This is a genomic window from Bradyrhizobium sp. 157 (assembly GCF_023073815.1).
In the GTDB taxonomy this organism is placed as follows: Bacteria; Pseudomonadota; Alphaproteobacteria; order Rhizobiales; family Xanthobacteraceae; genus Bradyrhizobium.
Window position 1 is genome coordinate 116,335 of sequence record NZ_JADPKF010000102.1, and the last position, 24,557, is coordinate 140,891.

The window sequence follows — 24,557 nt, forward strand, 5'->3', positions numbered from 1 at the left end:
CAAAAGCCCGCGCGGTTCGCGGGCAGGATTTTGTGTTGTTCAATGAGTAGTTCCGCAGAGAAGCCCGAGGTTGTCCAGCTTCCGGCAGAAGCGCCGGTCGCATCAGCGGTCAACACCCGGCGCGTGGCGGCGCAGCGGGTTCGCGAGGCGCGCGATCGGTTAACGTCGACCAGCGGAACCCGCCCGGCCTTCGATACCGAATTGCTCCGACAATACGCCCAGACCCGGGTATCGGCTTCCTTCGTCGTCATGCTGCTGGTGGTTGCGACCGGCGTGCTTTTCGGCCTCTGGAAGTATGCCGTGCCGGCCGCGGTTTGGACCGTCGGCATGCTCTGCATACATGCCGCCATCATTCGCAACTGCAAGCGCTTCCTCGGCGAGCAGCCCACGCTCGCCGCCACGCGCCGATGGCAGACACGGTTCGTGCTGCTCGACCTGCTCTACGGCCTGTGCTGGACCGCAATCCTGCTCCACCCTGCCGGCCTCGACGTCGTCTCGAACACGATGATGATGTTCCTGATGCTGCTGGTGATCGCGGTGTCGAGCATGCTGGCGGCGACGCTGCCGATTGCGGCAGTGGCCGCAACCGCGCCGGTGACCGCCGCAATCGCGCTCAACTTCGTGATGGGCGGAACGTTCGACAATTACGCGCTCGCGCTGCTGGCGGTCGCCGCCGAAAGCTATTTTGCGCTGCTCGCGCACCAGCTCCATTCGACCACGCTGGCGACGCTGGAAGCGCGCGCCGAAAAGGACGCGCTGATCGGCGAGCTCGAACAGGCAAAGGCGATCTCGGACGAAGCGCGGCACCGCGCCGAATCCGCCAACGTCGCCAAGTCGCGCTTTCTGGCGCAGATGAGCCACGAGCTGCGCACGCCGCTGAACGCGATCCTCGGCTTCTCCGAGGTGATGAAGAGCGAGATTTTCGGCGCGCATACCGTGCCGGTCTACAAGGAATATTCCGCCGACATCCACAATTCGGGCGTCCACCTGCTCAATCTGATCAACGAGATTCTCGATCTGTCGCGGATTGAGGCCGGCCGCTACGAACTCAACGAGGAAGCGGTGTCGCTCGTGCATGTCGTCGCCGACTGCCACCATCTGTTGAAGCTGCGCGCGACCAGCCGCGGCATCACCATTCATGAGGTGTTCGAGCACGGCATGCCCAGGATCTGGGGCGACGAGCGCGCGACGCGCCAGGTCGTGCTCAACCTGTTGTCCAACTCGATCAAGTTCACTCCGCCGGGCGGCGATATCTGGCTCAAGGTCGGCTGGACCGCGTCCGGCGGACAGTATCTGAGCGTCAAAGACACCGGCTCCGGCATTGCCGAGGATGAAATCCCGATCGTGCTGGCGTCGTTCGGTCAGGGCTCCAACTCGATCAAGTCGGCCGAACAGGGCGCGGGCCTGGGCTTGCCGATCGCGAAGAGCCTGGTCGACATGCATGGCGGCACCTTCACGCTAAAATCGAAATTGCGCATCGGCACCGAAGTCATCGTCACCTTCCCGCCGGAGCGCGTGATGAGCGCGCTGGCGCCGATGGCCGAGGAGGCCCCGCCCCTGCAGCCCGACCCCGCAGTCACGGCAGCCGTCGAGGACAAGCGGCGGGTGCGTCACAAACCGATCATGAGTGCCGGCACGGGGTTGTAGCCGCAAGCGCTTGCGCAAAGGACACAAAGCATCTCACTATCAAGGAATGCGTAAAGAAACGCCGTGTATCGCAGTCTGTATGATCGATCCCAAAACCAAACTCTGCTTCGGCTGCGGACGAACGCTACCGGAGATCGCGCGCTGGCATCGCATGGAAACGGAGGAACGATTGGCTGTCATGGAAGGGCTTGCGGCGCGCATGGTGGATGCGGGTCTGGTTCCGATGCCGCCGCGCAGCGAGCGCGGCTGATCATCGGAGGAAACAGCGGAGGCGCCAAGTGATCCGCATCATGCTCGTTCTGGCGATGCTCGCCGCCACCGCCGGCGCCGTCGTCGCCTATGGCGATCCGGGCCAGATCGCGCGCGCCGGCGACTCGGTATCAAAGATGCTGCGGCAACGCAGCCTGGAGCCCGCACCTGCCGTGGAGATCGCACGCGGCAAGGCCGGCGAATTCGCGCTGCACGCCAAGATCAACGGTGTCAAGGCGCCGATGGTGATCGACACCGGCGCGACGTCCGTGGTGCTGACCTGGGAGACGGCGAAGGCGATCGGCCTGCCGATCGAGATGCTGGAATACAATGTCGATGTCGAAACCGCCGGCGGCCACACCAAGGCGGCGCGGCTGACGCTCGATCGTCTCGCAGTCGGCGCCCTCGTCGAGAAGTCGGTCCCGGCGCTGGTGGTGCCGCGCGGACTGATGAAGACCAACCTGCTCGGCATGAGCTTTCTGGACCGACTGGAAAGCTGGGGCGTGCAGGCCGACAAGCTGAAGCTGCACGGCTATCCCGAAGTGACGGCGTCCAACCGCAAACGCACCCGGTCGGCTGCGAACTAGTGCGCGGACTCATAGATTATCAGGTCCGCTTAGCGTCTAGTAGCGCCGGAGCGAGTCTGCCATATGCGTGAACGTTCATGTTATCCGAAATGTCGATCGGTCTTCTGCGTTGTTGATAACGACGGTGCAGCCGTTGTCGAAGGAAAACATGACGTCAGCGCCGGAGGGAGGGAGGCTGTCCATCCGGTAGTATTCGAGGCGACGGCCAATCACGCCTGCCATTTCGCCAACGTTCACGTGAGGATATTGCCAACCCAGCTCTTCAATCGCCCAAGGCTTGGGACTTTCAATTGATTGGCGCCAAATCATCACGCCACAATCCAAGACGAGTCTATACCAAACGCCTTCAAAACACAGATGAACAACATTGGCATTCGCCAGAAGCTCTCCGTTGCGAACGAACGCCTCACAAATCAATGCGTCGCATAGCAGTCCGGCCAATTTGGGTGGGTGACCAACAATCTCCATTACGGCCCTGTCTTTACCTACGGCACGCGCCGCCGAGATATCGGCGTAAGCTTGCAAAAAATACTCAAGCGTCTGCGTAGGGTCCAGCCCTCTCCTGCTGCGCGCCCGCTCTCATCCCGAAAGCGGACGCTTCCGCGCCTGGCCGGAATGTTGGCCAGAAGCTGCCTTGGTCTTCGCGTGAAATAGAGGCATGATCTGGCTGTGAGGACCGTGTCGGACTTGCACTTATCCTTGTGGAAACAGGCGCTCGGCGTCGTGCCGGATCACGTCTGGGATCGGACGAACCTGCAATCGCTCGTGCTGGCCGACAATGGACTGGTGGAGCTCTCAGACAGGGTCGGCGAGCTACGCGCCCTGAGGACGCTGGACCTGGGCCACAACCAGTTGCGGCAGATTCCGGCTGCGCTAGGCGAACTCGTCGGCCTGAGCGGCTTCCTTTACTTGCACGACAACGCGCTGAAGGAGCTTCCGCCGCCTTTGGGGCGTCTTACTCGGTTGCGCTACCTTAACATCAGCGAAAACGAGTTCGAGAGCCTGCCCAACGCGGTTACCGAGATGTCCGGACTTCTCGAACTTCGCGTGACCGACAATCGCCTGGCCACTCTGCCTGCGACCATTTCCAAGCTGACACGGCTGCGTGAGCTACATCTCAGGAACAACAGCTTGACCCATTTGCCGGAAGAGATCGGTGCAATGGTGGAGCTGCGACAGATCGATTTGAGAGGGAACCCTGTCGCTACCTTGCCGGAAGCGCTGCTTAAGCTTCCACGTCTCGAAAAACTTGATCTGCGCTGGGTGACGACGATTTCACGCCCGAGTTGGTTCGCTGAGCTCGAAGAACGAGGTTGCGCGATTTACCTGTAGCGGTTGCGTTCGCAACGTCGGCAGTGGGTCATCCGCGACGTTTTGACAGTGAACCGATCACTTCTGGTCTACGCCGATAAGCAGACATCCTCAATTGCCGCCGGGACGCCTCAAACGTGCCAAGGCAGAAGTGATCCAGACTCGCGACGCCGCGAAACGCCGATTGTGCTACAGATCGAGATGGCTCCGCTAAGCTACTTCCCTGCTTAAGGGAGTAGCTGGCGCGTCCGCCCTCCCCGTTTTGGCCGCGGCGGGCACGAGCACGTCGTCGTGTGCCACGAAGATCGGCAATGACCATCAGGAGCTTTTGCACACTAGCCGCCACCATCTTTTCTCTGATCGCATTTCTGCAGTTGATCCGGATCGTGATGGGATGGTCCGTTACCTTGAATGGCGTCGATGTGCCGTTCTGGGCAAGCTGGATTGCGGTCGTCGTGGCTGGCGCGTTAAGCTTCGTCGGCTTTCGCGCCGCCATGCGCAGCTAAAGGCTGGCAGAGTCCGGATCCAAAATCGCGAGGAGGTTTATCGAGCACCAGCCCCGCATAGCTGGCAAAAACAGCGCCGCATCCGCAAACATCAGCCTTTCGACTTTGCCGCCCTGCGCGTCCTGTTGACTTCCTCGATTTCGGGCTCGATCGAATTCAGGCTCTCGTAGATTTCTGCGAGCACCGTCTTCAGATCCGAAACGTTCCTCGACGGAAAATTGCGGACCGCCACTTCCTCGAAATGGACGGCGATCGGAATCAACTCTTCCACCAGCGTCCGTCCCTTCGGCGTGAGGTTGATCGCAACCGTACGCGCGTTGTCCTTCAGCCGCGTGCGCGTCACGAGGCCTCGCCGCTTCATCTCGCCGATCAGGCGCGACAGCGTCGATATCTCAATCGTCGTCATATCGGCGAGATCGCCGAGGCGCTGATCGCCTTTTTCCCAAAGCGCCGCCATGACGCGGTACATAGGTAGCGTCACGCCGTAGCCCGCGATGCGCCGGGAAAACAGATCGCCCATCCGCACGCCGACGCGGTTGAGCATGTAGGGCAAGGAATTCGTCAACCGGTAGAAGATCTTGCATCCCGCTTTGGTGCAACTTTTGCACCCATCCAATAGCTGTGCGGCGATCAGCTTTCAAGACAATTGTTGCATCTGAAAGTTTTCATATCATTTGCAAATGCAATTATTGATCATGAAAGTTAAACCGCCGAGCAAGAGCGGGACCGTTCAGTGGAGGAAACATGTCGCTGGATTCGGCATCCGACGAATTGCGCGAAACGTTCAAGCGCGCGTTGCGGCGATTTCCCGCGGCGGTGTCGGTGATCACATCTGCCGACCAGAACCGCCGTCACGGGATGACGGCGACCGCGGTGACCTCACTCTCGCTCGACCCGCCCTCGCTGATCGTCTGCGTCAACCAGCAGATGCTGCTGCACGACATCATGTTGCTGGCGCGCCGGTTTTGCGTGAACGTGCTGCGCCGTGATCAGATCTCCCTTTCATCGGCGTTCAGCGGCGCGGTGCCCGCCGAGGAACGGTTCGGGCTCGGCCAATGGATGACCTCGGCCGAGGGGGTCACCTATCTCGCCGATGCGCAGATCAACATTTTCTGCAAGAAGGCCGCCGCCGTCCCCTACGGCACGCATACGATTTTCATCGGCGAAGCTGAGACCGTGAACGTCCGCGATCCGATCGAGCCGCTGATCTACCAGGACGCGACCTACTGCTTCTCGGTGCCCCACGACAGCCAGGCTGCGTAATCCGCCAAGCCGCCGCCTTTCAGCCCATCGAAGATCCGGAGCAAACCAATGGTATCAATCGCCCAGTTGAAGGATGTGCCTGCGCCGTCAGCCCCTCGCCCCGACATCAGCGAGTTGCGAAGCCGCGTGGCGCAGATCGCGCCGCAGATCAAGGCGCGCGCCCACACCACGGAAAAGGCCGGGCGCGTTCCCGCAGAGAACATCACGGCGCTACGCAACATCGGTTATTTCGACATCGTCAAGCCGGCGCTGTTCGGCGGCTACGAGCACGATTTCGACGTGCTGGTCGAACTGAACATCGAGCTTGCGAAAAGCTGCGCCTCGACGGCGTGGGTCGGCGGCCTGCTGGCGGCCCATCAATGGCTGATCGCGGGATTTCCGGAAGCGGCGCAGCGTGACGTGTGGGATGATAGTCCAGATGCGTTGGCCTGCGGCTCCTACGCGCCGGCCGCCAAGGCGATCGAGGTCGAGGGCGGCTATCGTCTGACCGGGCGCTGGTCGTTTGCGAGCGGCTGCGACAACGCGCAATGGTCGTTGTGTGCGGCGCTGGTGCCGTCGAAGACAGAAGCCGGCCAGTTTGCGCCAGCCTTCCTGCTGGTTCCGGCCTCCGACTACGTTATCGATGATACCTGGAATGTCGTCGGCCTTAGCGGCACCGGCAGCAAGACGCTGGTGCTGTCAGACGTGTTCGTACCGTCGCACCGTCTGCTGTCGTTCGCCGACACCACGTCCGGCAAGACGCCGGGCGCCGCACTCTATGCCGCCAACCCCACCTTCTCGATACCGATGCTGTCGAACATTCCTTCCTGCCTGGTATCGGCCGCGGTCGGCGCCGCCGCCGGCGCGCTGGAAGACTATCTTGCCGTCACCTCCAGAAGGATCACGCGCGGCGCGGTGGCCGGCCACAACAACCGCATGGCGGATTTCCCGACCATTCAGTTGCGCGTGGCGGAAGCGACCGCTTCCGTCGATGCGGCGCGCGAAGTGCTGCTGCGAGATCTCCGAGATCGCGCGGCGACAATCCGCGACGGCAGGCCCGTTTCGATCGAGGACCGCATCGTCAGCCGCCGCGGCCAGGCGTTTTCGGTTGCGCTGGCCATCCGCGCCAGCGAAGCGCTGAACGCGTCGACCGGCGGGCTCGGCCTCGACCTTTCCAACCCGGTGCAACGCGCGTGGCGCGATGCCAATGCCGTCGGCCGCCACATCAGCATGAACTGGGACGCGGTCGGCACCATGTACGGCCAACTCGCGCTCGGGCTGACGCCGCAGGGACAATACTAACCAACATCAGAGATCAGCGAGGACGACATGCAGGGCAAAATCGCATTAGAGGAACATTTCGCCATCCCGGATACGCTGATGGACTCAGCGGGTTTCGTTCCAGACTCCTATTGGCCGGAGTTGAAAGACCGCCTGCTTGATATCCAGGACAAGCGGCTGGCGCAGATGGACCGCCACGGCGTCGAGATGATGATCCTGTCACTGAATGCGCCGGCGGTTCAGGCAATCCCCGACGTCGAGCACGCCAACGAGATTGCGATCCGCGCCAATGATTTCCTTGCCGAACAGGTGGCAAAACGGCCCTCGCGATTCCAGGCCTTTGCCGCACTTCCGATGCAGGACCCCGATCTCGCGATCGCCGAACTCGAGCGCTGCATCAAGACGCTCGGCTTCCGCGGCGCGCTGGTCAACGGCTTCTCGCAAATCGGCGACGGCAAGCGGCCGGTCTATTACGACCTGCCGCAATACTGGCCGTTCTGGGCGGCGGTGGAGCAGACCGGCCTGCCCTTCTACCTGCACCCGCGCAATCCGCTGCCGGAAGACTGCGCGATCTATGAAGGACATCCGTGGCTGATGGGCCCGACCTGGGCGTTCGGACAGGAGACCGCGGTGCATGCGTTGCGCCTGATGGGGTCGGGATTGTTCGATGCGTATCCAAGACTGAAGATCATCCTTGGGCATATGGGTGAAGGCCTGCCCTACAGCATGTGGCGCGTTGATCATCGCAACGGCTGGGTCAAGGCACCGCCGAAACACAAGGCGAAAAAGAAGATCTGCGACTACTTCAACGCCAACTTTTTCCTGACAACGTCGGGCAATTTCCGCACCCAAACGCTGATCGATTCCATTCTCGAAATCGGGGCCGACCGCATCCTGTTCTCGGTCGACTGGCCGTTTGAGAACGTGGACCATGCTTCCGACTGGTTCAACAGCGCCAGCATCAGCGAGAACGATCGCCTGAAAATCGGCCGGCGCAACGCCATCGACCTGTTCAAGCTCGGTCTCGGCGAGCATGCCATCGCCGAGCACGGTATCCATCAAGCCGCGGAATAAGCGGCCTCAAACGACATAATCACCATCTGGGAGGGATACGGCCATGGCCGCGCAGGCAATCGATCTTCACGAGGAACTCGCCGAAGCAAAGGTAGGAAAATTTCACTGGCGCCTCGGCGCCATCATGGGATTGCTAACGCTGTTTGACGGCTATGACACGTTCAACCCGGCTTACGTCATTCACTACGTCGCAAAGCCCTGGGGCTTTCAGGCCGGCCAGGCGGGACTCTTGATCTCCAGCGGACTGGTCGGCTTTCTGCTCGGGGCCGCCATCCATGGCATCATTGCCGATCGGCTCGGCCGCCGTGGCACCCTGCTCGGCGGCTTGTGGATCACTAGTATCTTCACCCTGCTCACCGCGACTTCGGCAGACTCGTTCCTCTCCTTCTGCATCCTGCGGCTCCTGACCGGCATCGGACTCGGCGTGCTGCTGCCGCTCGCGACCACCTACATCAACGAGCTGGCGCCGCGTCGCGTCGCGAATACGTTTGCGCTATGGGGCGTCGCGCTTGGCTGGGCACTCGGCGGAACGCTCGCCGGTGTCGCCGGCGTGTTTGCAACGCCAATCTTCGGCTGGACATCGCTGTACTGGATCGGCTCGCTGTCGTTCCTGCTCTTGCCGTTCATGCACATGATGCTGCCGGAATCGCCAAAATTCCTCGCACTCCAGGGGCGTACCGGAGAAATCCGCGACATGCTGACGAAGCTTCGGCCCGAGCGCGCCGGCGCCTAAAAGTCGGCTGAAATTGCCATCGGGCAAGCGGAGAAGCCGGTCAATTCGGTGGCGGTGCTGCTACAGTCGAAATATCGACGGACCACATTTGCGATCTGGGCCTCGGCCTTCCTCAGCCTGTTCTGCATCTTCGGCCTTTCGGCATGGATTCCGACGGTGATGATGCAGCGGGGAGAAACCTTTGCCGCAAGCTTCGGCTTCGGCGCGCTGATGCAGATCATGTCGTTCGTCGGCGGCCTTGCGCTTGGCCATCTCGTCGACCGGTCCGGCAACAGCCGCGGGCTGATCGCGACCTGGTGGGCCTTTGGCGGCCTCGCCGTGTTGTCGCTCGTGGTGCTGAACGTCCACATCGTCAACATCACCTCGGTCGCGGCCGCCGGCTTCTTCATTATCGGCGCGCAATTCGTGCTGAACAATTTCACTGCGGCTTCCTATGAGACTGGCGTGCGCGCCACCGCGGTCGGAATGGAGCTCGGGGTCGCCCGCGTCGGCGCCATTCTCGGACCGTTCGTGGCCGGCGCGCTACAGCAATACTACCAGAGCCCGACACCGATGTTCCTGTCGATCGGCGTCTCCGCGATTGCCGCCGGGATGATTATCCTGCTGGCCCGGCAGCCGGCGAGCGCACCCATAAGCAGTCTTGAAGAGGCTGCCGGCTTGCGCAAGGTTGCACAGCCCGCCTCTTGAGCCGGAAGTCCGGCTCCGGGGCGGCCTAATCCCGGAGCTGGTCATTCGTCCGCAAGGAGCAACATGCAAGACTTCACCTACCAGACCGCGCCGATGCGGGTGGTGTTCGGCACCGGCACGCTGCGTCAATTGCCCGATGAATTGCCCCGGCTCGGCATCACCCGCGCCCTAGTGCTGACGACGTCGCGGCAGAAAGACTTGGTCGCCGGCATCCGGGAGATGATCGGCGGACGTTTGGCCGGCGTCTTCACCGGGGCCGTCATGCATACGCCCGTCGAAGTGACGGAACGGGCGATGGAAACCGTGCGCGAGATTGAGGCCGATGGCATCGTCGCGATCGGCGGCGGATCGACCACCGGCCTCGGCAAGGCGATCGCCTTGCGCACCGATCTGCCGCAGATCGTGCTGCCGACAAGCTATGCCGGCTCCGAGATGACGCCGGTGGTCGGCCAGACCAGCGGCGGGATCAAGACCACACAGTCGAGCCCCCCGAGATCGTTATCTATGACGTCGACCTCACCATGACGATGCCGGCAAGGCTATCGGCGACATCGGGCGTCAATGCCATTGCGCACGCGGTCGAGGCGCTCTACGCCCGCGACCGCAACCCCATCATATCGCTGATGGCGCAGGAAGGCATCGGCACGCTGGCGCGGGCGCTGCCGAAAATCTGCGCTGAGCCAAGCGACAAGACGGCGCGTACCGACGCGCTCTATGGCGCCTGGCTCTGCGGCGTCTGCCTCGGCGCGGTCGGCATGGCCCTGCATCACAAGCTCTGCCACACGCTGGGCGGCCTGTTCAATCTGCCGCATGCCGAGACCCACACCGTCATTCTCCCGCACGCCCTCGCCTACAATGCGCCTGCCGCACCTGATGCGATGACACGCATTGCCACAGCGCTTGGCGTGGGCGACCCGGCGCTCGGCCTCCACGATCTGGCACGAAGGCTTGCCGCGCCGCTGTCGCTGCGCGAGATCGGCATGCCCGAGAGCGGCGTCGATCAAGCCGCCGACCTCGCCGTGAAGAACCCCTACTGGAATCCGCGCCCGATCGAGCGAGAGGCGATCCGCGAATTGATCATGCGCGCGTGGCGCGGAGACGCTCCACAAATCGCCCAATGACCCCCTCGACCGGACATCGACATGCCTAGAAACCTTCTACGTGACAGGTCGCGCCGCCTCCTTGACCGCCTGGCTCGTGGTCGCCATTCCGGCCGCATAGGCCGCACCGGCGCCAAGCAGCAGAGCGCAGAAGCTGGCGAACATGACATAAGCGAAGTGTTTGCGCGCCTCCTCGATCTGAGCCTGCGTCGGAGATCTGGTGGCTGCACCGACCGTCTCGCGTCCGGGAACACCCGACAAATACGCGATGCGGGCGCTGGCAGCATATGAGGGTCCAACCAGATTGCTGGCAACGCTGGTCGCGGAAGCCGGAAGCGTCGCCGCCGCCGCAACCACCACGACGGTAGCGACCGCCCAAGCGGCCAGGGCATGTCCGACGCGGCCGAGGCCTGTCTGATCCGGAGAGTTAGCGGCCGCAACTGCGCCACCCACGAAGGCGGCGATGATCCCTGACACCGCCCACCACACGAACGCCGCCCAGCCGGCGCCGGCGGGTGCTGATTGGGCGGTCGGGACATCAATCGCAAGCAAGCCAATGCCGAACCCGAGCATGGTTAGCAAGATCTGGACTACCAGCGACGCAAAGACGCCGGCCAGCACGGCCGACCAGGTCCAACCAAAGAAAGCGTTGGGAAAACTGAGCATAGCCATGACCAATTCCTCCATTGCTGTTTTTGGTTCCAATGCTGTCAGCAAACTTTGGTTCCTATTTGCGGAACCACTGGAAGCCTCCGTCGATTGGACCCCAAACAGTTCGAGGAGGATGGACATGACATTTGGTCGAGGCGCGCTGCTGTGGCTCTTGGGAATTCCGCTTCCCGTGATCCTGCTGCTGGCGCTGTTCTGGCGTTAGCTGAATCGGGCGACGCCGATCGCAACAGATAAACAGCGCGCGATGCGGGATAATTTTTGAGCGCTTAGCGCGCTCACGCTGCAATCGAGGCCATTGCGCGATCCTCGACCAGCGCGATCGCATCGCGCAGCACATCGACGCCGGCGCCCGGCCTGGTGCCCCTCTCCGCCAGATGGCGGCGAAAGGCGCGCGCGCCGGGCACGCCGTGAAACGCGCCGACGAAGTGCCGCGTCATCGCATGCAGCTTTGCGCCTTGCGCCAACTGGTCTTCGATATAGGGCAACATCGCTTCGAAGACGTCCTTCATCGTCGCGTGAGGTGTCACCTCGCCGAACAATTCCGGATCGACGTCGAGCAAACGCCACGGCTCCTGATAGGCCGTCCGGCCCAGCATCACGCCGTCGACATGGTCGAGGTGCCGCTTCGCCTCGGCAATACTGCCGATGCCGCCATTGATGATAATGGGCACACCCGGCAGCGCGGCCTTGAGCCGGTAAACCCTGTCGTAATCGAGCGGCGGGATGTCGCGGTTTTCCTTCGGCGACAATCCGTTGAGCCAGGCCTTGCGGGCATGGACGATCAGCGCGTCGGCGCCGGCCGCGACCACGCCGCTCGCCAGCACGTCGAGCGCCACTTCCGGGTCCTGGTCGTCGATGCCGATCCGGCATTTTACCGTCACGGGAATCTTGACCGCACGCTTCATGGCAGCGACGCCCTCGGCAACCAGCGCCGGCTCCGCCATCAGGCAGGCGCCGAAGCGGCCATCCTTCACGCGGTCGGACGGACAGCCGACATTAAGGTTGATTTCGTCGTAGCCAAACTCCTCGCCGATCCTCGCGGCGATCGCGAGATCATCCGGAACGGAACCACCGAGTTGCAGCACCACCGGATACTCACGTCGGTCGAAGCCGAGCAACCGCCTCCGGTCGCCATGAATGATGGCGCCGGTTGTCAGCATCTCCGTATACAGCCGCGCGCGCCGGCTCATCAGACGGTGGAACACGCGGCAGTGCCGGTCGGTCCAATCCATCATGGGAGCAATGCAAAATCGATGCGCTAACATATTGATGCTATTTCGCTTTCGTCTCGTCTGGAATAGCTGATTTTTGGGCCAACACAAATTCAAAGCTGACTATTTGGGCATTTTCCTTTCGTTTCAAGTGCTTAAGTCGATCGCCTGTTCTTCTTCTCGCGATGATGCCGCGCCTCCCGGTACAGCATTGCAGTACCGCATCAGCTCGTGCAGTACCGCGCTAGGTTTGTACCCTCCTGATAAATCCATCTACTTCGGCCGCAACGTAACCTGCCGCTCTCCCGAAGCCCAGCGCTTCAGGACCGCGGTCGTAGTCTGGCGATGATAGAGTAAGAAAACTTGCGCGCTGTGGGTCGGAGGATTCTGGCAAAAGCGAAGCAGGTCGGCGAAGCCGATCTTGCGGATTGCGAAGCCGGCGCCCGCCAGTTCCTTGGAATGCTCCACGGAAACGTCCATCTGAAGGCCGTGCTTCAGCTCGGCGACATACCAACGCTTTCCGAGATCGATTTGCGCGCCCGCACCGCCGTGAAAGCCTTTCTCGACGGTGCCTCTCCTGTCGAGACGGCGCCAATCGTTGCACGAGTAGCATTAATAGCATGAGAAGGGAATCGAACATGCTCTGACGGTTTTCCATTTGGCCCGCTTTAGGATCCGTCTCCAAATTGTACATCGCGCCGGTCATCTTGACGCTGCCCTCGCTTCCATTTCAGAAAGCACGGGGCCGTCCCAGGCGCTCCCCCTCCCGAAACATCAACCTCCAGTGACAGCGCAGCATGTTCAGTTCGGCCTCTGCATGCTGGATGTTGCTCGATTTCTTGGATGCACACATCATGCACGCCACCCTCTAGTCGCGTTCCACTCAAGCGTTGCTCGGTTGGCTAGAGAAATCGTCAGTCGGACGGTACAGCATGGCTGGCAACGACCATGCTTAACTGCTGATCGCGCTTCGCTTTTTGAGATGTCCCGGTCCAAATCCATCAACGGCGAAAATCCAGCGCAAATCCTTGTCTGACTTGAGCTGCGAAAGAACCGGTCTTTGCTGGTTTGGCCGTACCATCATTCCGGGCGCAGCTTCAAAGAAAAATAGCATCGGGAATGTGCTGCGCGAGCGGCGGAGCTGCAGCCGCTGGTCGACAAGGTTTTGGAGCCATTGTGAAGGGACCGGCGCGCGGGACCGGACGGCAACCCTCAAGGTAAAGTTCTCCGATTTCGAATTGATCACCCACAGCAGGTCAGTACCGTCATCGACGCTGAGCTTGGTCCTCGACCTGCTGAGGCATCTAATGCAAGAAGACGATACGATTGCTCGGAATCTCCGTTTCCGGATTCAACAGGCCCGAAGCTGAAGACGAGGATCAGTCGTCTCCCCATGTTAGATGAATAGTAGTCGCCGCGATTATTCGTCCAGAAGGTCGAGGAACTCTTCGATCTTCCTAAGCGGTCCCTCGCGTCCGTTGCTGATGTAGACGACCCGATCGCCATCGCGTTGCAGTGATCGCGCCCTGGATTTCCGAAGTCGTCCCGGCAGGAAAGTTGCGGCTACGGCATCCGGGCCTACATCAAGTCTTATGATTCCTCTTCGCTTGCAGTCGATCCTGAGCCTTGCTGCGGCAAAGAAATCGCGGGCCGCCGGAGGCAATCTGCCGAATCGACGAGAAGTCTCCTCCTCGAGATCGTCCAACTCATCTTCGCTTCGACATCTGGCGACGCGGCCGTAGATTTCCAGCCGAACCGCCTCCGATTGCACGTAGCCTGCGGGCAACATGTCCCCTACCGGCAGATTCAGGTCAGGCACCCACAGGTCGGCTGTTCTGTCGTCGGCTTTCTCCGAGGCCAATTTCAGAAGGTGGCTGTAGAGCACGGGTCCGAACACCTGCACATGGCCCGACTGTCGCTCTGAAAGCACGTCCCCCGCTCCCCTGAGGTCCAGATCCCGCGCACTGATCGCGAAACCCGCGCCCGGTCTGTTGAATTCCTCCAGAACGGCCAATCGCTTCTCAGATCGCTCCGACTCCGAATCGGTCAGCAAATGCGCAAACGCCCGTATCCCGCTGCGGCCCACCCTTCCTCTGAGCTGATGAAGTTGCGCAAGACCGAACTTTTCGGGCCAACAGACCACGATCGTGTTTGCACGTGGAATATCGAGACCGCTCTCTACGATGTTGGTCGCCAGCAGCACGTCCGCCGCGCCTTCGACGAAGCTCATCATTCGGTCATCTATGTCGTCGGCGGGCAGCTTGCCATGCAGACATACGATGCGGAGATCCGGGGCCATCGATTGAACGCGCGCCAGCATCGGACCAAGGTCCTGAATTCGCGGACAGATCAAGAAGCTTTGCCCGTGCCGCCTTTGCTCGCGCAGCAATGCGGAGGCAATAGCAGCATCCGAAAGAGGAGCAACCTTTGTGACGACCGGGAGTCGATGAATGGGCGGAGAGGCGATGACGCTAAGATCCCTGAAGCCAGCAAGACCGCCCGCGAGAGTCCGCGGAATCGGCGTGGCGCTCATCCAAAGGGCATGAATACCCTTGGCCAGCCCGGAAAGTCTCGCCTTCTCCGTCGCCCCAAAATGCTGTTCCTCATCGATGACGACAAGGCCGAGGCCGGCGAACTTCAAGTCCTTCGAGGTGAGGGCCTGCGTTCCGACTACGACCTTCAATTTGCCACTCTTCAGCCCCTCCTTCACCTCTCTTGTCTCTGCGCCCGAACCGGTTCGCGACAAACTCCCCACCTCGATGCCAAACGGAGCGAAGCGTTTGCGGAAAGTCGCGACATGCTGTCTTGCCAGGACGGTCGTCGGCACTGCTATCGCCACCTGCTTCCCTGACAATACGACGGCGGCCGTGGCTCGCAACGCCACCTCGGTTTTGCCGAATCCGACGTCGCCGCAAATGATCCTGTCCATGGGGTGGCCCGACGCAAGATCATCCAAAACGTCCCGAATGGCCTTCGCTTGGTCGACTGTCGTGAAATACGGAAAACGCGCGACGAACCTCTCATAGATGGGACCAGGAGGTACAAGCTTCGGAGCCCGCCGGCGGCGCCGCTGGCTGATGTGTTTGGCGAGCTGCTTGCCGGCGATTTGAATTTCGTGCTCCGCCTCAGTACGCCGGCTCCACCATGTACTTCCATCCGCTTTGTCGAGGGTGAGCTCGCCGCGCTCCGACGCATATGGCCAGATCAAGGCCAGGTCAGAGGGCGGAACGAGCACTGCATCGTCTCCCGCAAATACCAGCCTGATCATTTCGCGCGACGACCCGCCCCCCGTTGCCACGGTCTGCAAGCCGTCGAGCAAGGCCAGTCCCCGCTGCAGATGAACGACCGCGGCGCCCTGCTCCGGTACATCTGCGTGGTCGAAAGCCGCATTCCAGCTTCTAGCCAGGGGCTGCGGATGATGAGCCCTGCTGCCGAGCACATCGGAAGCAGTTACGACGACAAGAGGTTTCCGGCCAGGTACGACAAACCCTCTATCAAAATCGGCCAGCAGCGCCGCCTCACGGTTGCGTCCGGCCGTCGCCTCGTTCCAATCCGCAAAGTGCTCCGCCTTGACTCCGCTCATCCGTTCCAGCACGCGCAGGTCGTCCTCATGCGCTGCGACGAAAACCAGGCGCGAACCGGCGCGCCGCGTATCGTCGACGAACGCACGAAGCGCCTTCCTGGGCGATGCAACCTGCGAAAAGTCCGGTGTGGGAGCGAAAGGCGCCTTTTGCGACAGCACGTTCATACGCCTGGTCGCCTGCTTCCATTCGCGCCTCCCGAGGTATTCTCGGTCTCTGTCCGTGCGACCCGCCGCCTCCTCGATCGTGCTAAGCCAGCTATCAGCGTGCGCTGAAACGCCGGCATCCGCGATCCACTTGGCTCGACCACAATAGTCGAATAGGGTCGAGCGCTTTCCGCGCATGTTCCCGAACGCCAGCCGCTCCGACATCGGGTCAATGAGAAGCTCTTTCGTCTCAAAAACGATTTCATGTTCTATCGGGTCGAACGCCACGATCCGACGTATCACACCGCCAGAATGCTCTACTCTGAACGGACCGAGCGCGCCGGCGGGAAAAATCTCGAATGTCTTCCCGTGAAACAGCGCGCCGCCGGGATAGTCCGCCTCTTCGTCAAGGTCGTATCCGAGGGGCTCAAGCCGCGCCCGGAGATCTTGTTCAGAAAACGCGGCGCCGACTTTCAACCGAAGGATTACGCGAGACCAACTCGCCGCCGTGGGAAGGCGCTCCATCACGGCCTCTGCCGTGGATACGAGCAGGATCGGCTTCTCAGGCTTGGCAAGGCGCCTCAAGACCGAGCTTCGTCTACCCGCGATTTCGTGCGACGGCTCCAGCTGATCGAACGGCAGCGTATTCAGTCTTGGAAAAACAAGCACATCGCACGAAGGCGCGAGGGCATAAATGACGGCACCCAGCCGCTCGGCCCTATTCTCGTTTTCAGCAAGAAAGACGACGCCTTTGCGACCCGACTTCCTCCACTGTGCGAGCAGATGGAGGGCCACCATGCCTAGGGGCAATGAAGAGGAGATCGCAGTCCGCGATGAAGAATTCTTTCGCTTCGTTGCCTTGTTGGCAACACGCGCTTTGCTAGATTGGCCCACATTGAACCCGTCGTTGATTCGCCACCAACTGGGGCTGATGGCGAGTGTTGCTTCGAACAGGCCCGCTCTGATGTGAGAGCTACGCCTCGGGCTGCGTACATATGCGAATTTGATCGCGGACGCACGTATCCAATCTAGTCGTCCAGTGAAACGTCGCTTGGGAGCGGAGGCGTCTAATCGCCCCCTTCTCCGCCCGATAGTAGGTTCCCGATTCCTGACGATTGCCCGCTCGCCTCAGCCTAGGCCTCGGCAGGCAGGAACGTCATTGCTCCAAGCCTGTCACTCGCTTGAGAACTGCTTCCGGATCGACTTCACCATTGTTGGACGTCCACGCGACGAATTGATCCGGTCGCACAAGCATTAGCGCCGCCTCGTAACGCGCACGTTCGCCGGTACGGCGGTCCTCGATCACCGTGAGGGGCACATTCAGTGCCTTCGCTGCCGTTGCAAACGCCTTCACCGCAGCGTCATCGACATCTAGGGCCAACAGCGTGAAGCCTTTTCCCAGTTCATCGTAGACATTGCGTCCGCCCGACAAGCGCGCGGGAGCCAGATGATGCCCGGCCCGCGCCTTGAATGTATGTGCGCCAATCGCACCGCAATTGGCGTCAGTGGGGCCCCACACAATTGGCGAGCCCTCGTAATTCGGTTCGAAGGCATTGACTTCGGACGCAGCACCGGAACGGCGCGCTTCCCACATTCGTTCAAACGCGTCCTTGTTCAGCTCCGGACTGTATTCCGCCAGGAAGGACCTGTCTGTCTCGATAGCTTTCTCGATGAAATCCCGCGCCGTCGACTCGAAGACCGGCCTTCTCTCGTCATTATAGGAATCAAGAAGTTTTTCTCCACCCCATCTCTCAAACAAGGCAGCGAGCTTCCAACCGAGGTTCCTCGCGTCTTCCAGGCCAGTATTGACCCCGTAGCCTCCATAGGGCGGGTGGCTGTGAGCCGCATCGCCTGCGATGAAGATCCGTCCCTTTCGGTAGGTATCCGCGATGGCAACCCGCAGCTCCCAAAAACCAATATGTTCAAATTCGAGATCAAACTCGGCGCCGACGGCGGAATAGAGGTATTCGCGGAAGTTGAAGTTGTCCTTCGTCGTGCCGAGCGGCACGGGAGCGTGGAAGAACCAGGTGGTTCCCAGATCCACACGTCCGAAAAATTTCCAGTAACCCTTAAGCTTGGGGTCAAGGACGTTGTAGTAGGACTTGCCGGGATAGCGCTCCAAAAGTCGGTGCAGCTCGTGTGACTTGAAGACGAGGAGCACCATCAGCCTATCATGTTCCGAACGGGTTTGACTGATATCCGCATGTTCTCTGACGAGCGAACGGCTGCCATCGCAGCCAACCACGTAGTCGGCCCTTAACGTCCGGCGTTCACCCCCTTCTCGCTCGGCAACCACAACATCGACGCCGCTAGCATCCTGGATGACGCTTTCGGCGGTCCATCCGTACAGAGTCCGGATTGCGGGTATCTCGCTAGTGCGCCGGCGTAGAACGGCTTCCGTTGCGTATTGTGGCAATCTCTCGTTGTCAGTGAAGTAGAAGGGCCGAACGAGCTCTCGCTGCATCCAATCATACGTATAGTGGCCGAGAAGTGTCTTGTAGGCAGTCAGCCCGCCGATTCCGTATTCGCGCGGAATCGTTCGCGCAGCCCGCAGCTCTTCCTCGATGCCCCAGAAATGAAAATGTTCCATGGTGCGCTGCGTAAGATTTTGGCTTTTGGGGATGCGTTGCGGCTGCTCGTAGCGCTCAACGACGGTGCAGTTGATGCCCTTCTGACCAAGCTCGATTGCAAGTCCCATTCCGACGGGACCGCCACCTACAATAATAACAGGCTCGTTACTCATCGCTGCGACCTTAGGCCTTTCTGCAGAAGCTTGTCGGCGAACAGCCTTCGTTCGATGGTTTGCGGCGGTGATGGCTCAATGGATTCCTCCCATCGTATCGTAAGGCCCGTTGTCGCTTGACACCAAGCGACCGGCTCCTCAAGCTGTGCAAAAATGATCTTAATGTCCACTATACGGACATCATCGTCTAGGCAAGCCGAAGAATGGCGTGAAACTGTATCGGATCTCCGTCCCAGTTCTTTCCAACGGCGAAAGCGCGGCGATTCGATCGGCATCAAGGGAGCGATGGGATGGATACGGAACGCACACAACATGCGCTCGGGTCAGGCGATGCGCGAAAAGCTGACCGAGAAAGCGAAGCTGGCTTTCTATCAGGTGCCGAGGCATTCCTTTCGCAATTGAAAGCAAGTGGGGTCGAGTACCTGTTCTCGAACTCAGGGACAGATTTTCCGCCCATCATCGAAGCCTTTGCCAGAACGTCGACGACACAATTGTCGTTTCCCACTCCACTTCTCGTGTCGCACGAAGCGGTTGCCATGGGCATGGCGCATGGCTTCTATCTTGTTAGAGGTCGCCCCCAGGCTGTCATGGTTCACGTCAATGTTGGACTTGCGAACGCGACCATGGGGATCATCAACGCCGCGTCAGACAATGTCCCGGTAATCGTCTGCTCGGGACGGACACCCATCACGGAGACAGGACGGGTCGGCAGCCGCTCAACCCCGATCCATTGGGGGCAGGAAATGCGCGACCAAGCCGCGATGGTGAGGGAACTCGTCAAGTGGGACTACGAGCTTCGGTATGGAGACCAAGCCATTGACGTCGTTTCACGCGCCATTTCATTGGCTACCAGCGAGCCGCCGGGCCCGGTGTATCTCAGTCTCCCGCGCGAAGCACTTGCGGAGGTCTCCGCTTCCGATGTTCGAAGCTCCAAGCCCGTAGCTGCACAGCTGGGCAGGCCGCTCAAAGACAATGTTGAAAAAGCCGCAGAACTGCTTGCGAACGCGAAGTCTCCCTTGGTGATCGCGCAGCGAGGCACCGGTACCGGCAACTTCGAGCCGTTATCAGAATTCGTGGATCGGTATGCGTTGCCGACCTGCGAATTCTGGGCAACGCGTAATTCGCTTTCCACCAGCCATCCCATGCATATTGGCCGGGATCCGGCTGACTGGCTGCGCGGAGCCGACGTCGTGCTCGTGCTGGATGCGATGGTCCCCTGGATTCCTGATCAGGTGGCGCCGCCGCCCGGCTGCAAAATCATTGCGATTGGTTCCGATCCGTTGTTTTCCCGCATTCCAATGCGCGGCTATCCCTTTGATGTCTTGCTGACGGGCAGCCCCGTAGAGGCGGTAAGAGCCCTCGACGAGGCGTTGGCCACGCACAAGGATCTGGACAGGACGCAGATCAGCGACCGGCGTCGTGATGTCCATGCCCGCCGCGATGCCATCCGGCAGCAGATTCGAAGCCGGATCGAAGCAGGTAGCGGCTCACCAATGAGCCCGGCCTGGGTGAGCCACTGCATTTCGCAAGCCAAAGATCCTTCAGCGGTCGTTTTTTCCGAGTTGGCATGTGAACCTGCCGCGATGACGTTCGAGAAGCCTCGAACCCTTTTCACCGTTCCACAAGCGGGTGGCCTTGGATGGGCACTGCCCGCAGCCCTCGGCGCACAGCTTGCAGATCCGGCCAGCGAAGTTATTGCCTGCGTGGGCGATGGGTCATACATATTCTCGAACCCGGTCGCCTGCCATCATATGGCGTCGGCACACCGGCTGCCCGTCCTCACCATCGTGTTCAATAACGGTGTCTGGAACGCAGTCCGGCGCGCTACAGTAGGCATGTATCCGAACGGCGCAGCGGCTCATGCGAATAAAATGCCGCTTACGTCCCTGGAACCGTCTCCCGACTATTGTGGCATTGCGCGCGCACATGGCGCGTACGCCGAGCGAGTTGAGCGAGGCGAGGAATTGCCCAGCGCGCTGAAACGCGCATTCGAACACGTGCGCACGTCTCGGCGGCAAGCGCTGCTTGAGGTCATGGTGTCATACTGAATGAGACTTCCTTCCAAAACCAGATCGGCCTATAGGAGCTCCAAATCACGCCAGGACGCACCGGGGCGATCATTGATCGAGTTGAACATTCGCCGATTTTGCTATCGCACTCCACGACTGCAGCTCAGATGCGATCCTCGCGGCGAACTCTGGTGACGTGCTGCTCGCCGCCTCAGTGGCGACGGTTCGGAGACGTTGGCGCACCTCGTCCTCCTGCATTACTTTATGAACTTCGGCTTCAAGGCGCGCCGTGATGTCCTTCGGCGTGCCTTTGGGTGCGAACAGTCCTGTCCAGAAGATGGCTTCGGCGCCGGCAACACCAGCTTCCGCAGTAGTGGGGACATTCGGTAGCTGCGGCAGTCTGGCTGACGCTGTCACCGCCAAGGCACGAAGTTTACCGTCCTGGATCAGTGGCATGGCAGGAAGCGTGTCCGTCATCGCCGCTGTCACCTGCTTGGACAGAACCGCCACCACCGCATCGTTGGTGCCTCGATATGAAACGCGCTGCAGCGTCGCGCCGGTTTTGAGTTTCAGGAGTTCAAACGCGAGCGTGAACGTCGGAGAGGCGCTCGCATAATTTGCGCTGGACGAGTTGTTTTTCGTCCATTCAATGAAATCAGGCAGGGACTTGAAGGGCGCATCCGCCGAGACGACCAATACGAGGGGGAAAGTCGCCAGGATGCTGATCGGTTCGAAATCGCGCTTGGTGTCGTAAGGTGTTTGCGCCGAGACGGCCGGTCCCACGACCATCGCGCCGCTCGCTCCGACCATAAGCGTATATCCGTCTGGCTCCTGGCTCTTGACGAAGCTTGCTGCAGTGGCCCCGCCCGCTCCTGGCTTGTTCTCCACGATCACCGGCTGGCCAAGGACTTTGTGCAGTTTCTCCGCCAGCACGCGTGCCAAAATGTCGTTGCTACCGCCGGGAGCAAAGCCGACAACAAGGCGAATCGGTCGGTTTGGATAAGAGGAGGATGCCTGCGACTGCGCGTTGGCGATCAACGGCGAGAAGGCGATGGCGGCTACTACTACTAGGCTCAGCAGCAACCAGGTGCGACGAAGTCCCTTCATGGTGCTCTCCATATGTTTGTCAGCGGCCGGCATGCGATGGTCGCTGCCGTCAGTTCGTCGGCAGAACTGGCCTCTCAGCTATTCGCGCCAGTAGTTTCAGCCTGAGCGGACAAGGTCGCGCATCCTCGCAGACTCTTTCTGAAGAAAAGCCGCGAAACCCGACGAATCGAGATAGGCATCGACGCAGGAAATTTGGCGTACCCGCTCACGCACCGAGGAATCAGCAAGCGAGGTCTTGATATGTTCCGACACTCGCACGACGATGTCGTTCGGAATACCTGCCGGCCCAAACATGCCAAGCCACGCGCTGACCTCGAAGTTCGGCACAACCTGTTCTGCGACCGTTGGAATATCGGGGACTAGATCAACCCGCCGGGCCGACATGATCGCAAGGGGCACGACCTTTCCAGCCTTGATGTGCGGATGCGCCGAAGTTAGGTCGACCGAACACAGCGGGATTTGGCCGCCGAGAACGTCAGTCATGGCGGGAGCACTCCCGCGATAAGGCACGTGAACAAGGTTTGCCTTGGTTGCCTTTTTGAGGAGCTCGATCGCAAGATGCTGCGCGGAGTTCACGCCCGTCGAGCCGTAGGAAAACCCGTCCGTCTTTTGTTGGGAGCGGTCGATCAATTCCTTGAGCGATCTAACGCCGGCATCCGGATTGGCGACAAGCACCAGAGGAATATCGACGAGCTTCGCGATTGGAGTTAGCTCGCGCAGAGGCTCGAAGTTCGCGCTCGCATCGGCGACATGAGGATTGATAGCAAGCGCTCCCGTCGCCCCAATTCCAATTGCATGACCGTCGGGACTAGACCGCGCCAAAGCGATTAGTCCCGTGGTTCCCCCTGCTCCAGGCCGATTCTCAACAACCAAGGGCTGCCCCAGAAGCTGCGTGAGCTTTTCTCCCAGGATGCGCGCCACCCCATCGCTGGAGGCCCCGGGAGCGAACGGCGTGATGATCGTGACCGGACGAGAGGGAAAATGCTGTCCGTAGGCAATCGTCGGAGCCAGCAAGCCGGTTAGCAAAACCGTCCGACGCGAGATCGCGCTCATCCGTTTTCTCCCGTCTTTCTTTATGGCCGGCCTGCGCCGATGTGTCCATTGTATGGACATCGTGTTCATTATAAATGCTAGAGGGTCAGTTACGGAGCGTCAAGATGGGTTCAACTCTGCTGAAGGCGCCTTTCGAAGGCGGTCCCTTCGCAGGTTGGCGCCGTGGCCGAGTATCGATCCCCAAGACACCCTCCGGAACACATGCGACGGTTTGACCGGCGCTAAGGCGGCCGGTACAAGTAAATTCCATCAGTTCGTGATAGTCCGTGAAACGTAAGCCCGGAAAAACCGCCTCATCTCCCGACGCGAACAGCGCAGTTCGTGAACGCCGTCGCGCGGAGAAGTCCGGCGGCGGCGAATCCCTGTCGACAGTCCGGGCTGTCGATCGAGCCATCGCGGTTTTGCAGTGCTTTACGGCCGAAACGCCTGTGATGAGCGTTCTCGAGATCCAGCGTCTCGTGGGACTGAGCCGGCCAACCCTCTACCGGCTACTGCAAACCCTCGCAGGCACTGGGCTGATCACTGCCGAAGGTGATCCTCAACGCTTCAGGCTTGGCCATGGCGTGATGTACCTCGCCCATGCGTGGCTGTCTGGAATCAAGCTCATCGACGTGGCCAGGCCAATCGTCGCGGGCCTTCGCGAGAAAACCGGCGAAACCGCCGCACTGTTTGTTGTGCAAGACGACCATCGGATCTGCGTTCTCGAACTGGAGAGCCACCATGTCTTGCACATTGCGCGCGGCATCGGAGATAGAGGCGGCCTGGTCGTCGGAGCAACCGGCAAGGCGATCCTTGCCTTTCTTGATGAAGACAGACAGGCGGCAACGATCCGTAAGGCGCTCAGCAAGGCACGGCAAAGTGAGTTCGTCAGCGCGCTGAAAGCCATTCGCGTCCAAGGATATGCAACGAGCCGAAGCGAAGTCATTCTTGGCGCGGTCGCCGTAGCGTCCCCCTTTTTCAATCACAACGGCGAAGTCGTTGGATCGATCGGCGTTTTCGGGCCGACAGCACGCGTGAACGATGCGGACGTTCCGAAGATTGCCAGACTAGTTGTAGATGCGGCTGGCACCCTTTCAATGCAGCTCGGATACAGGGCAAAACGCCCAGGTGTCGCCGCGCCTGAGGTTGAAACCACCCGCACGGTTCGATAGCAGCCCTAGATACCGCGCTGCCGCCGTCAAAACGCCGCGTTAGAAGCGTCGGACGAGAAAGTCGTCCGTGAACTCTCCAAGGGAAATCTTGACGGGAATCTCGTCTTCCGTACCCAATTCGATGATCTCGGATCCCGATTTGTTATTGGCGGCGGCGAGAAGCTCAATACGTCGCGCGATCTCTTCAGCCTGCCAAGCATTGAGGCCCCATCGGAAACTGCCCGCGCCATCCGGCTTTAATCCATAGTTGCCCGTGCTTCCTTCTTCCGGAACAACGATCAATTTCGCTTTCGAACGGGCAGCCAACAGTTGCTCACCGACATTGAGACGCATCCGCCCCTCCGCAAACGTACGAAGGAGACCTGCTAACGCAGTCAGGTCTTCGCGCTCACCCAAAAACAGGAACAGCGGGTGGAAGTCGCTTGGCAGGTAATCGAAACGCAGCATAGGTCGATCCCACGGCCTCG

Annotated in this window: 23 protein-coding genes and 1 pseudogene; 14 read left to right on the plus strand and 10 right to left on the minus strand. The window is 60.6% G+C overall.

All coding sequences use genetic code 11. The features are described 5' to 3' along the window. The first annotated feature begins 42 nt into the window (after nt 1–42). Genes IVA95_RS32340 through IVA95_RS32350 form a run of 3 tightly spaced genes read left to right on the plus strand, consistent with a single transcriptional unit; the run spans nt 43 to nt 2,483 of the window. Nucleotides 43–1,647: a HAMP domain-containing sensor histidine kinase gene (locus tag IVA95_RS32340; protein ID WP_247514176.1), complete on the plus strand. Its 1,605-nt coding sequence runs from the start codon at nt 43–45 to the stop codon at nt 1,645–1,647. A 46-nt stretch (nt 1,648–1,693) separates the two neighbouring features. Next, nucleotides 1,694–1,897 (plus strand): DUF1289 domain-containing protein, encoded by a 204-nt coding sequence (locus tag IVA95_RS32345; RefSeq protein ID WP_247514244.1) that lies wholly within the window; start codon nt 1,694–1,696, stop codon nt 1,895–1,897. Between the two features lie 28 nt (nt 1,898–1,925). Further along, entirely contained in the window at nt 1,926–2,483 is a 558-nt protein-coding gene (locus IVA95_RS32350; RefSeq protein WP_247514177.1) for a TIGR02281 family clan AA aspartic protease, read from the plus strand. A 75-nt stretch (nt 2,484–2,558) separates the two neighbouring features. Here the strand turns inward: IVA95_RS32350 and IVA95_RS32355 are convergent, their stop codons facing one another. Then, entirely contained in the window at nt 2,559–3,008 is a 450-nt protein-coding gene (locus IVA95_RS32355; protein ID WP_247514178.1) for a hypothetical protein, read from the minus strand. 174 nt (nt 3,009–3,182) lie between these two features. Between IVA95_RS32355 and IVA95_RS32360 the strand changes: the two genes are divergently transcribed. Together IVA95_RS32360 and IVA95_RS32365 are read left to right on the plus strand one after the other, a co-directional pair. Then, nucleotides 3,183–3,815, plus strand: a complete 633-nt coding sequence (locus IVA95_RS32360) for a leucine-rich repeat domain-containing protein (protein WP_247514179.1) — start codon at nt 3,183–3,185, stop codon at nt 3,813–3,815. Between the two features lie 290 nt (nt 3,816–4,105). Then, nucleotides 4,106–4,300 (plus strand): hypothetical protein, encoded by a 195-nt coding sequence (locus tag IVA95_RS32365; RefSeq protein ID WP_247514180.1) that lies wholly within the window; start codon nt 4,106–4,108, stop codon nt 4,298–4,300. Between the two features lie 91 nt (nt 4,301–4,391). On the opposite strand, the gene IVA95_RS32370 is transcribed toward IVA95_RS32365, so the two are convergent. Beyond that, complete coding sequence (locus tag IVA95_RS32370) at nt 4,392–4,865, minus strand: MarR family transcriptional regulator (RefSeq protein ID WP_247514181.1); 474 nt, start codon at nt 4,863–4,865, stop codon at nt 4,392–4,394. Between the two features lie 179 nt (nt 4,866–5,044). Here IVA95_RS32370 and IVA95_RS32375 point away from each other — a divergent pair, with 179 nt between their 5' ends. The 6 genes and pseudogenes from IVA95_RS32375 (at nt 5,045) to IVA95_RS32400 (ending at nt 10,438) form a co-directional block, all read left to right on the plus strand. After that, nucleotides 5,045–5,563 (plus strand): flavin reductase family protein, encoded by a 519-nt coding sequence (locus tag IVA95_RS32375; RefSeq protein WP_247514182.1) that lies wholly within the window; start codon nt 5,045–5,047, stop codon nt 5,561–5,563. Nucleotides 5,564–5,611: 48 nt separating this feature from the next. Continuing rightward, the gene (locus IVA95_RS32380; protein WP_247514183.1) at nt 5,612–6,844 is read left to right on the plus strand and encodes a flavin-dependent monooxygenase; all 1,233 of its coding nucleotides are present in this window, start codon (nt 5,612–5,614) and stop codon (nt 6,842–6,844) included. A 27-nt stretch (nt 6,845–6,871) separates the two neighbouring features. Beyond that, nucleotides 6,872–7,897 (plus strand): amidohydrolase family protein, encoded by a 1,026-nt coding sequence (locus IVA95_RS32385; protein ID WP_247514184.1) that lies wholly within the window; start codon nt 6,872–6,874, stop codon nt 7,895–7,897. Between the two features lie 43 nt (nt 7,898–7,940). After that, a complete protein-coding gene (locus tag IVA95_RS32390) occupies nt 7,941–8,630 on the plus strand; it encodes an MFS transporter (RefSeq protein ID WP_247514185.1) in 690 nt (229 codons plus the stop codon). Nucleotides 8,631–8,678: 48 nt separating this feature from the next. Beyond that, on the plus strand, nt 8,679–9,317 hold the full coding sequence (locus IVA95_RS32395) for a hypothetical protein (RefSeq protein WP_247514186.1): 639 nt from the start codon (nt 8,679–8,681) through the stop codon (nt 9,315–9,317). A gap of 63 nt (nt 9,318–9,380) precedes the next feature. Continuing rightward, nucleotides 9,381–10,438, plus strand: a pseudogene (locus IVA95_RS32400) (maleylacetate reductase). Nucleotides 10,439–10,474: 36 nt separating this feature from the next. Here the strand turns inward: IVA95_RS32400 and IVA95_RS32405 are convergent. After that, nucleotides 10,475–11,089 carry a hypothetical protein gene (locus IVA95_RS32405; protein ID WP_247514187.1) on the minus strand — a complete coding sequence of 205 codons (615 nt, stop codon included), beginning with the start codon at nt 11,087–11,089 and terminating at the stop codon, nt 10,475–10,477. Between IVA95_RS32405 and IVA95_RS32410 the strand changes: the two genes are divergently transcribed. Then, on the plus strand, nt 11,088–11,291 hold the full coding sequence (locus tag IVA95_RS32410) for a hypothetical protein (protein ID WP_247514188.1): 204 nt from the start codon (nt 11,088–11,090) through the stop codon (nt 11,289–11,291). The genes IVA95_RS32405 and IVA95_RS32410 overlap by 2 nt on opposite strands. Nucleotides 11,292–11,364: 73 nt before the next feature. Here IVA95_RS32410 and dusA read toward each other — a convergent pair whose 3' ends face one another. The 4 genes from dusA to IVA95_RS32430 all read right to left on the minus strand — a co-directional run bounded on the left by dusA (nt 11,365) and on the right by IVA95_RS32430 (nt 18,770). Beyond that, nucleotides 11,365–12,360, minus strand: coding sequence for a tRNA dihydrouridine(20/20a) synthase DusA (gene dusA, locus IVA95_RS32415; RefSeq protein ID WP_346658085.1), 996 nt, complete (start codon nt 12,358–12,360; stop codon nt 11,365–11,367). 213 nt (nt 12,361–12,573) lie between these two features. After that, on the minus strand, nt 12,574–12,780 hold the full coding sequence (locus IVA95_RS32420; protein WP_247514189.1) for a hypothetical protein: 207 nt from the start codon (nt 12,778–12,780) through the stop codon (nt 12,574–12,576). A gap of 940 nt (nt 12,781–13,720) precedes the next feature. Next, entirely contained in the window at nt 13,721–16,825 is a 3,105-nt protein-coding gene (locus IVA95_RS32425; RefSeq protein ID WP_247514190.1) for a DEAD/DEAH box helicase, read from the minus strand. 358 nt (nt 16,826–17,183) lie between these two features. After that, on the minus strand, nt 17,184–18,770 hold the full coding sequence (locus tag IVA95_RS32430) for an FAD-dependent monooxygenase (protein ID WP_256470330.1): 1,587 nt from the start codon (nt 18,768–18,770) through the stop codon (nt 17,184–17,186). Nucleotides 18,771–19,060: 290 nt separating this feature from the next. On the opposite strand from IVA95_RS32430, the gene IVA95_RS32435 reads away from it, so the two are divergent. Continuing rightward, on the plus strand, nt 19,061–20,818 hold the full coding sequence (locus tag IVA95_RS32435; protein WP_247514192.1) for a thiamine pyrophosphate-requiring protein: 1,758 nt from the start codon (nt 19,061–19,063) through the stop codon (nt 20,816–20,818). Between the two features lie 69 nt (nt 20,819–20,887). Here the strand turns inward: IVA95_RS32435 and IVA95_RS32440 are convergent, their stop codons facing one another. Beyond that, a complete protein-coding gene (locus IVA95_RS32440) occupies nt 20,888–21,886 on the minus strand; it encodes a tripartite tricarboxylate transporter substrate binding protein (RefSeq protein WP_247514193.1) in 999 nt (332 codons plus the stop codon). Nucleotides 21,887–21,982: 96 nt separating this feature from the next. Continuing rightward, nucleotides 21,983–22,939, minus strand: a complete 957-nt coding sequence (locus IVA95_RS32445) for a tripartite tricarboxylate transporter substrate binding protein (protein WP_247514194.1) — start codon at nt 22,937–22,939, stop codon at nt 21,983–21,985. Nucleotides 22,940–23,205: 266 nt separating this feature from the next. Between IVA95_RS32445 and IVA95_RS32450 the strand changes: the two genes are divergently transcribed. Then, nucleotides 23,206–24,090 carry an IclR family transcriptional regulator gene (locus IVA95_RS32450; RefSeq protein WP_247514195.1) on the plus strand — a complete coding sequence of 295 codons (885 nt, stop codon included), beginning with the start codon at nt 23,206–23,208 and terminating at the stop codon, nt 24,088–24,090. Between the two features lie 39 nt (nt 24,091–24,129). Here the strand turns inward: IVA95_RS32450 and IVA95_RS32455 are convergent, their stop codons facing one another. Continuing rightward, a complete protein-coding gene (locus tag IVA95_RS32455; protein ID WP_247514196.1) occupies nt 24,130–24,537 on the minus strand; it encodes a hypothetical protein in 408 nt (135 codons plus the stop codon). Between the last annotated feature and the right edge of the window lie 20 nt (nt 24,538–24,557).

Excerpts from the sequence above, each read along its gene's own strand:
- IVA95_RS32380 (WP_247514183.1), top strand. The coding sequence starts at position 5,612 with ATGGTATCAATCGCCCAGTTGAAGGATGTGCCTGCGCCGTCAGCCCCT.
- IVA95_RS32375 (WP_247514182.1), top strand. The coding sequence starts at position 5,045 with ATGTCGCTGGATTCGGCATCCGACGAATTGCGCGAAACGTTCAAGCGC.
- IVA95_RS32425 (WP_247514190.1), bottom strand. The coding sequence starts at position 16,825 with ATGGTGGCCCTCCATCTGCTCGCACAGTGGAGGAAGTCGGGTCGCAAA.
- IVA95_RS32405 (WP_247514187.1), bottom strand. The coding sequence starts at position 11,089 with ATGGCTATGCTCAGTTTTCCCAACGCTTTCTTTGGTTGGACCTGGTCG.
- IVA95_RS32385 (WP_247514184.1), top strand. The coding sequence starts at position 6,872 with ATGCAGGGCAAAATCGCATTAGAGGAACATTTCGCCATCCCGGATACG.
- IVA95_RS32445 (WP_247514194.1), bottom strand. The coding sequence starts at position 22,939 with ATGAGCGCGATCTCGCGTCGGACGGTTTTGCTAACCGGCTTGCTGGCT.
- IVA95_RS32420 (WP_247514189.1), bottom strand. The coding sequence starts at position 12,780 with ATGGACGTTTCCGTGGAGCATTCCAAGGAACTGGCGGGCGCCGGCTTC.
- IVA95_RS32435 (WP_247514192.1), top strand. The coding sequence starts at position 19,061 with ATGGATACGGAACGCACACAACATGCGCTCGGGTCAGGCGATGCGCGA.
- IVA95_RS32430 (WP_256470330.1), bottom strand. The coding sequence starts at position 18,770 with ATGAGTAACGAGCCTGTTATTATTGTAGGTGGCGGTCCCGTCGGAATG.
- IVA95_RS32365 (WP_247514180.1), top strand. The coding sequence starts at position 4,106 with ATGACCATCAGGAGCTTTTGCACACTAGCCGCCACCATCTTTTCTCTG.
- IVA95_RS32390 (WP_247514185.1), top strand. The coding sequence starts at position 7,941 with ATGGCCGCGCAGGCAATCGATCTTCACGAGGAACTCGCCGAAGCAAAG.
- IVA95_RS32440 (WP_247514193.1), bottom strand. The coding sequence starts at position 21,886 with ATGAAGGGACTTCGTCGCACCTGGTTGCTGCTGAGCCTAGTAGTAGTA.
- IVA95_RS32410 (WP_247514188.1), top strand. The coding sequence starts at position 11,088 with ATGACCAATTCCTCCATTGCTGTTTTTGGTTCCAATGCTGTCAGCAAA.
- IVA95_RS32455 (WP_247514196.1), bottom strand. The coding sequence starts at position 24,537 with ATGCTGCGTTTCGATTACCTGCCAAGCGACTTCCACCCGCTGTTCCTG.
- IVA95_RS32340 (WP_247514176.1), top strand. The coding sequence starts at position 43 with ATGAGTAGTTCCGCAGAGAAGCCCGAGGTTGTCCAGCTTCCGGCAGAA.
- IVA95_RS32345 (WP_247514244.1), top strand. The coding sequence starts at position 1,694 with ATGCGTAAAGAAACGCCGTGTATCGCAGTCTGTATGATCGATCCCAAA.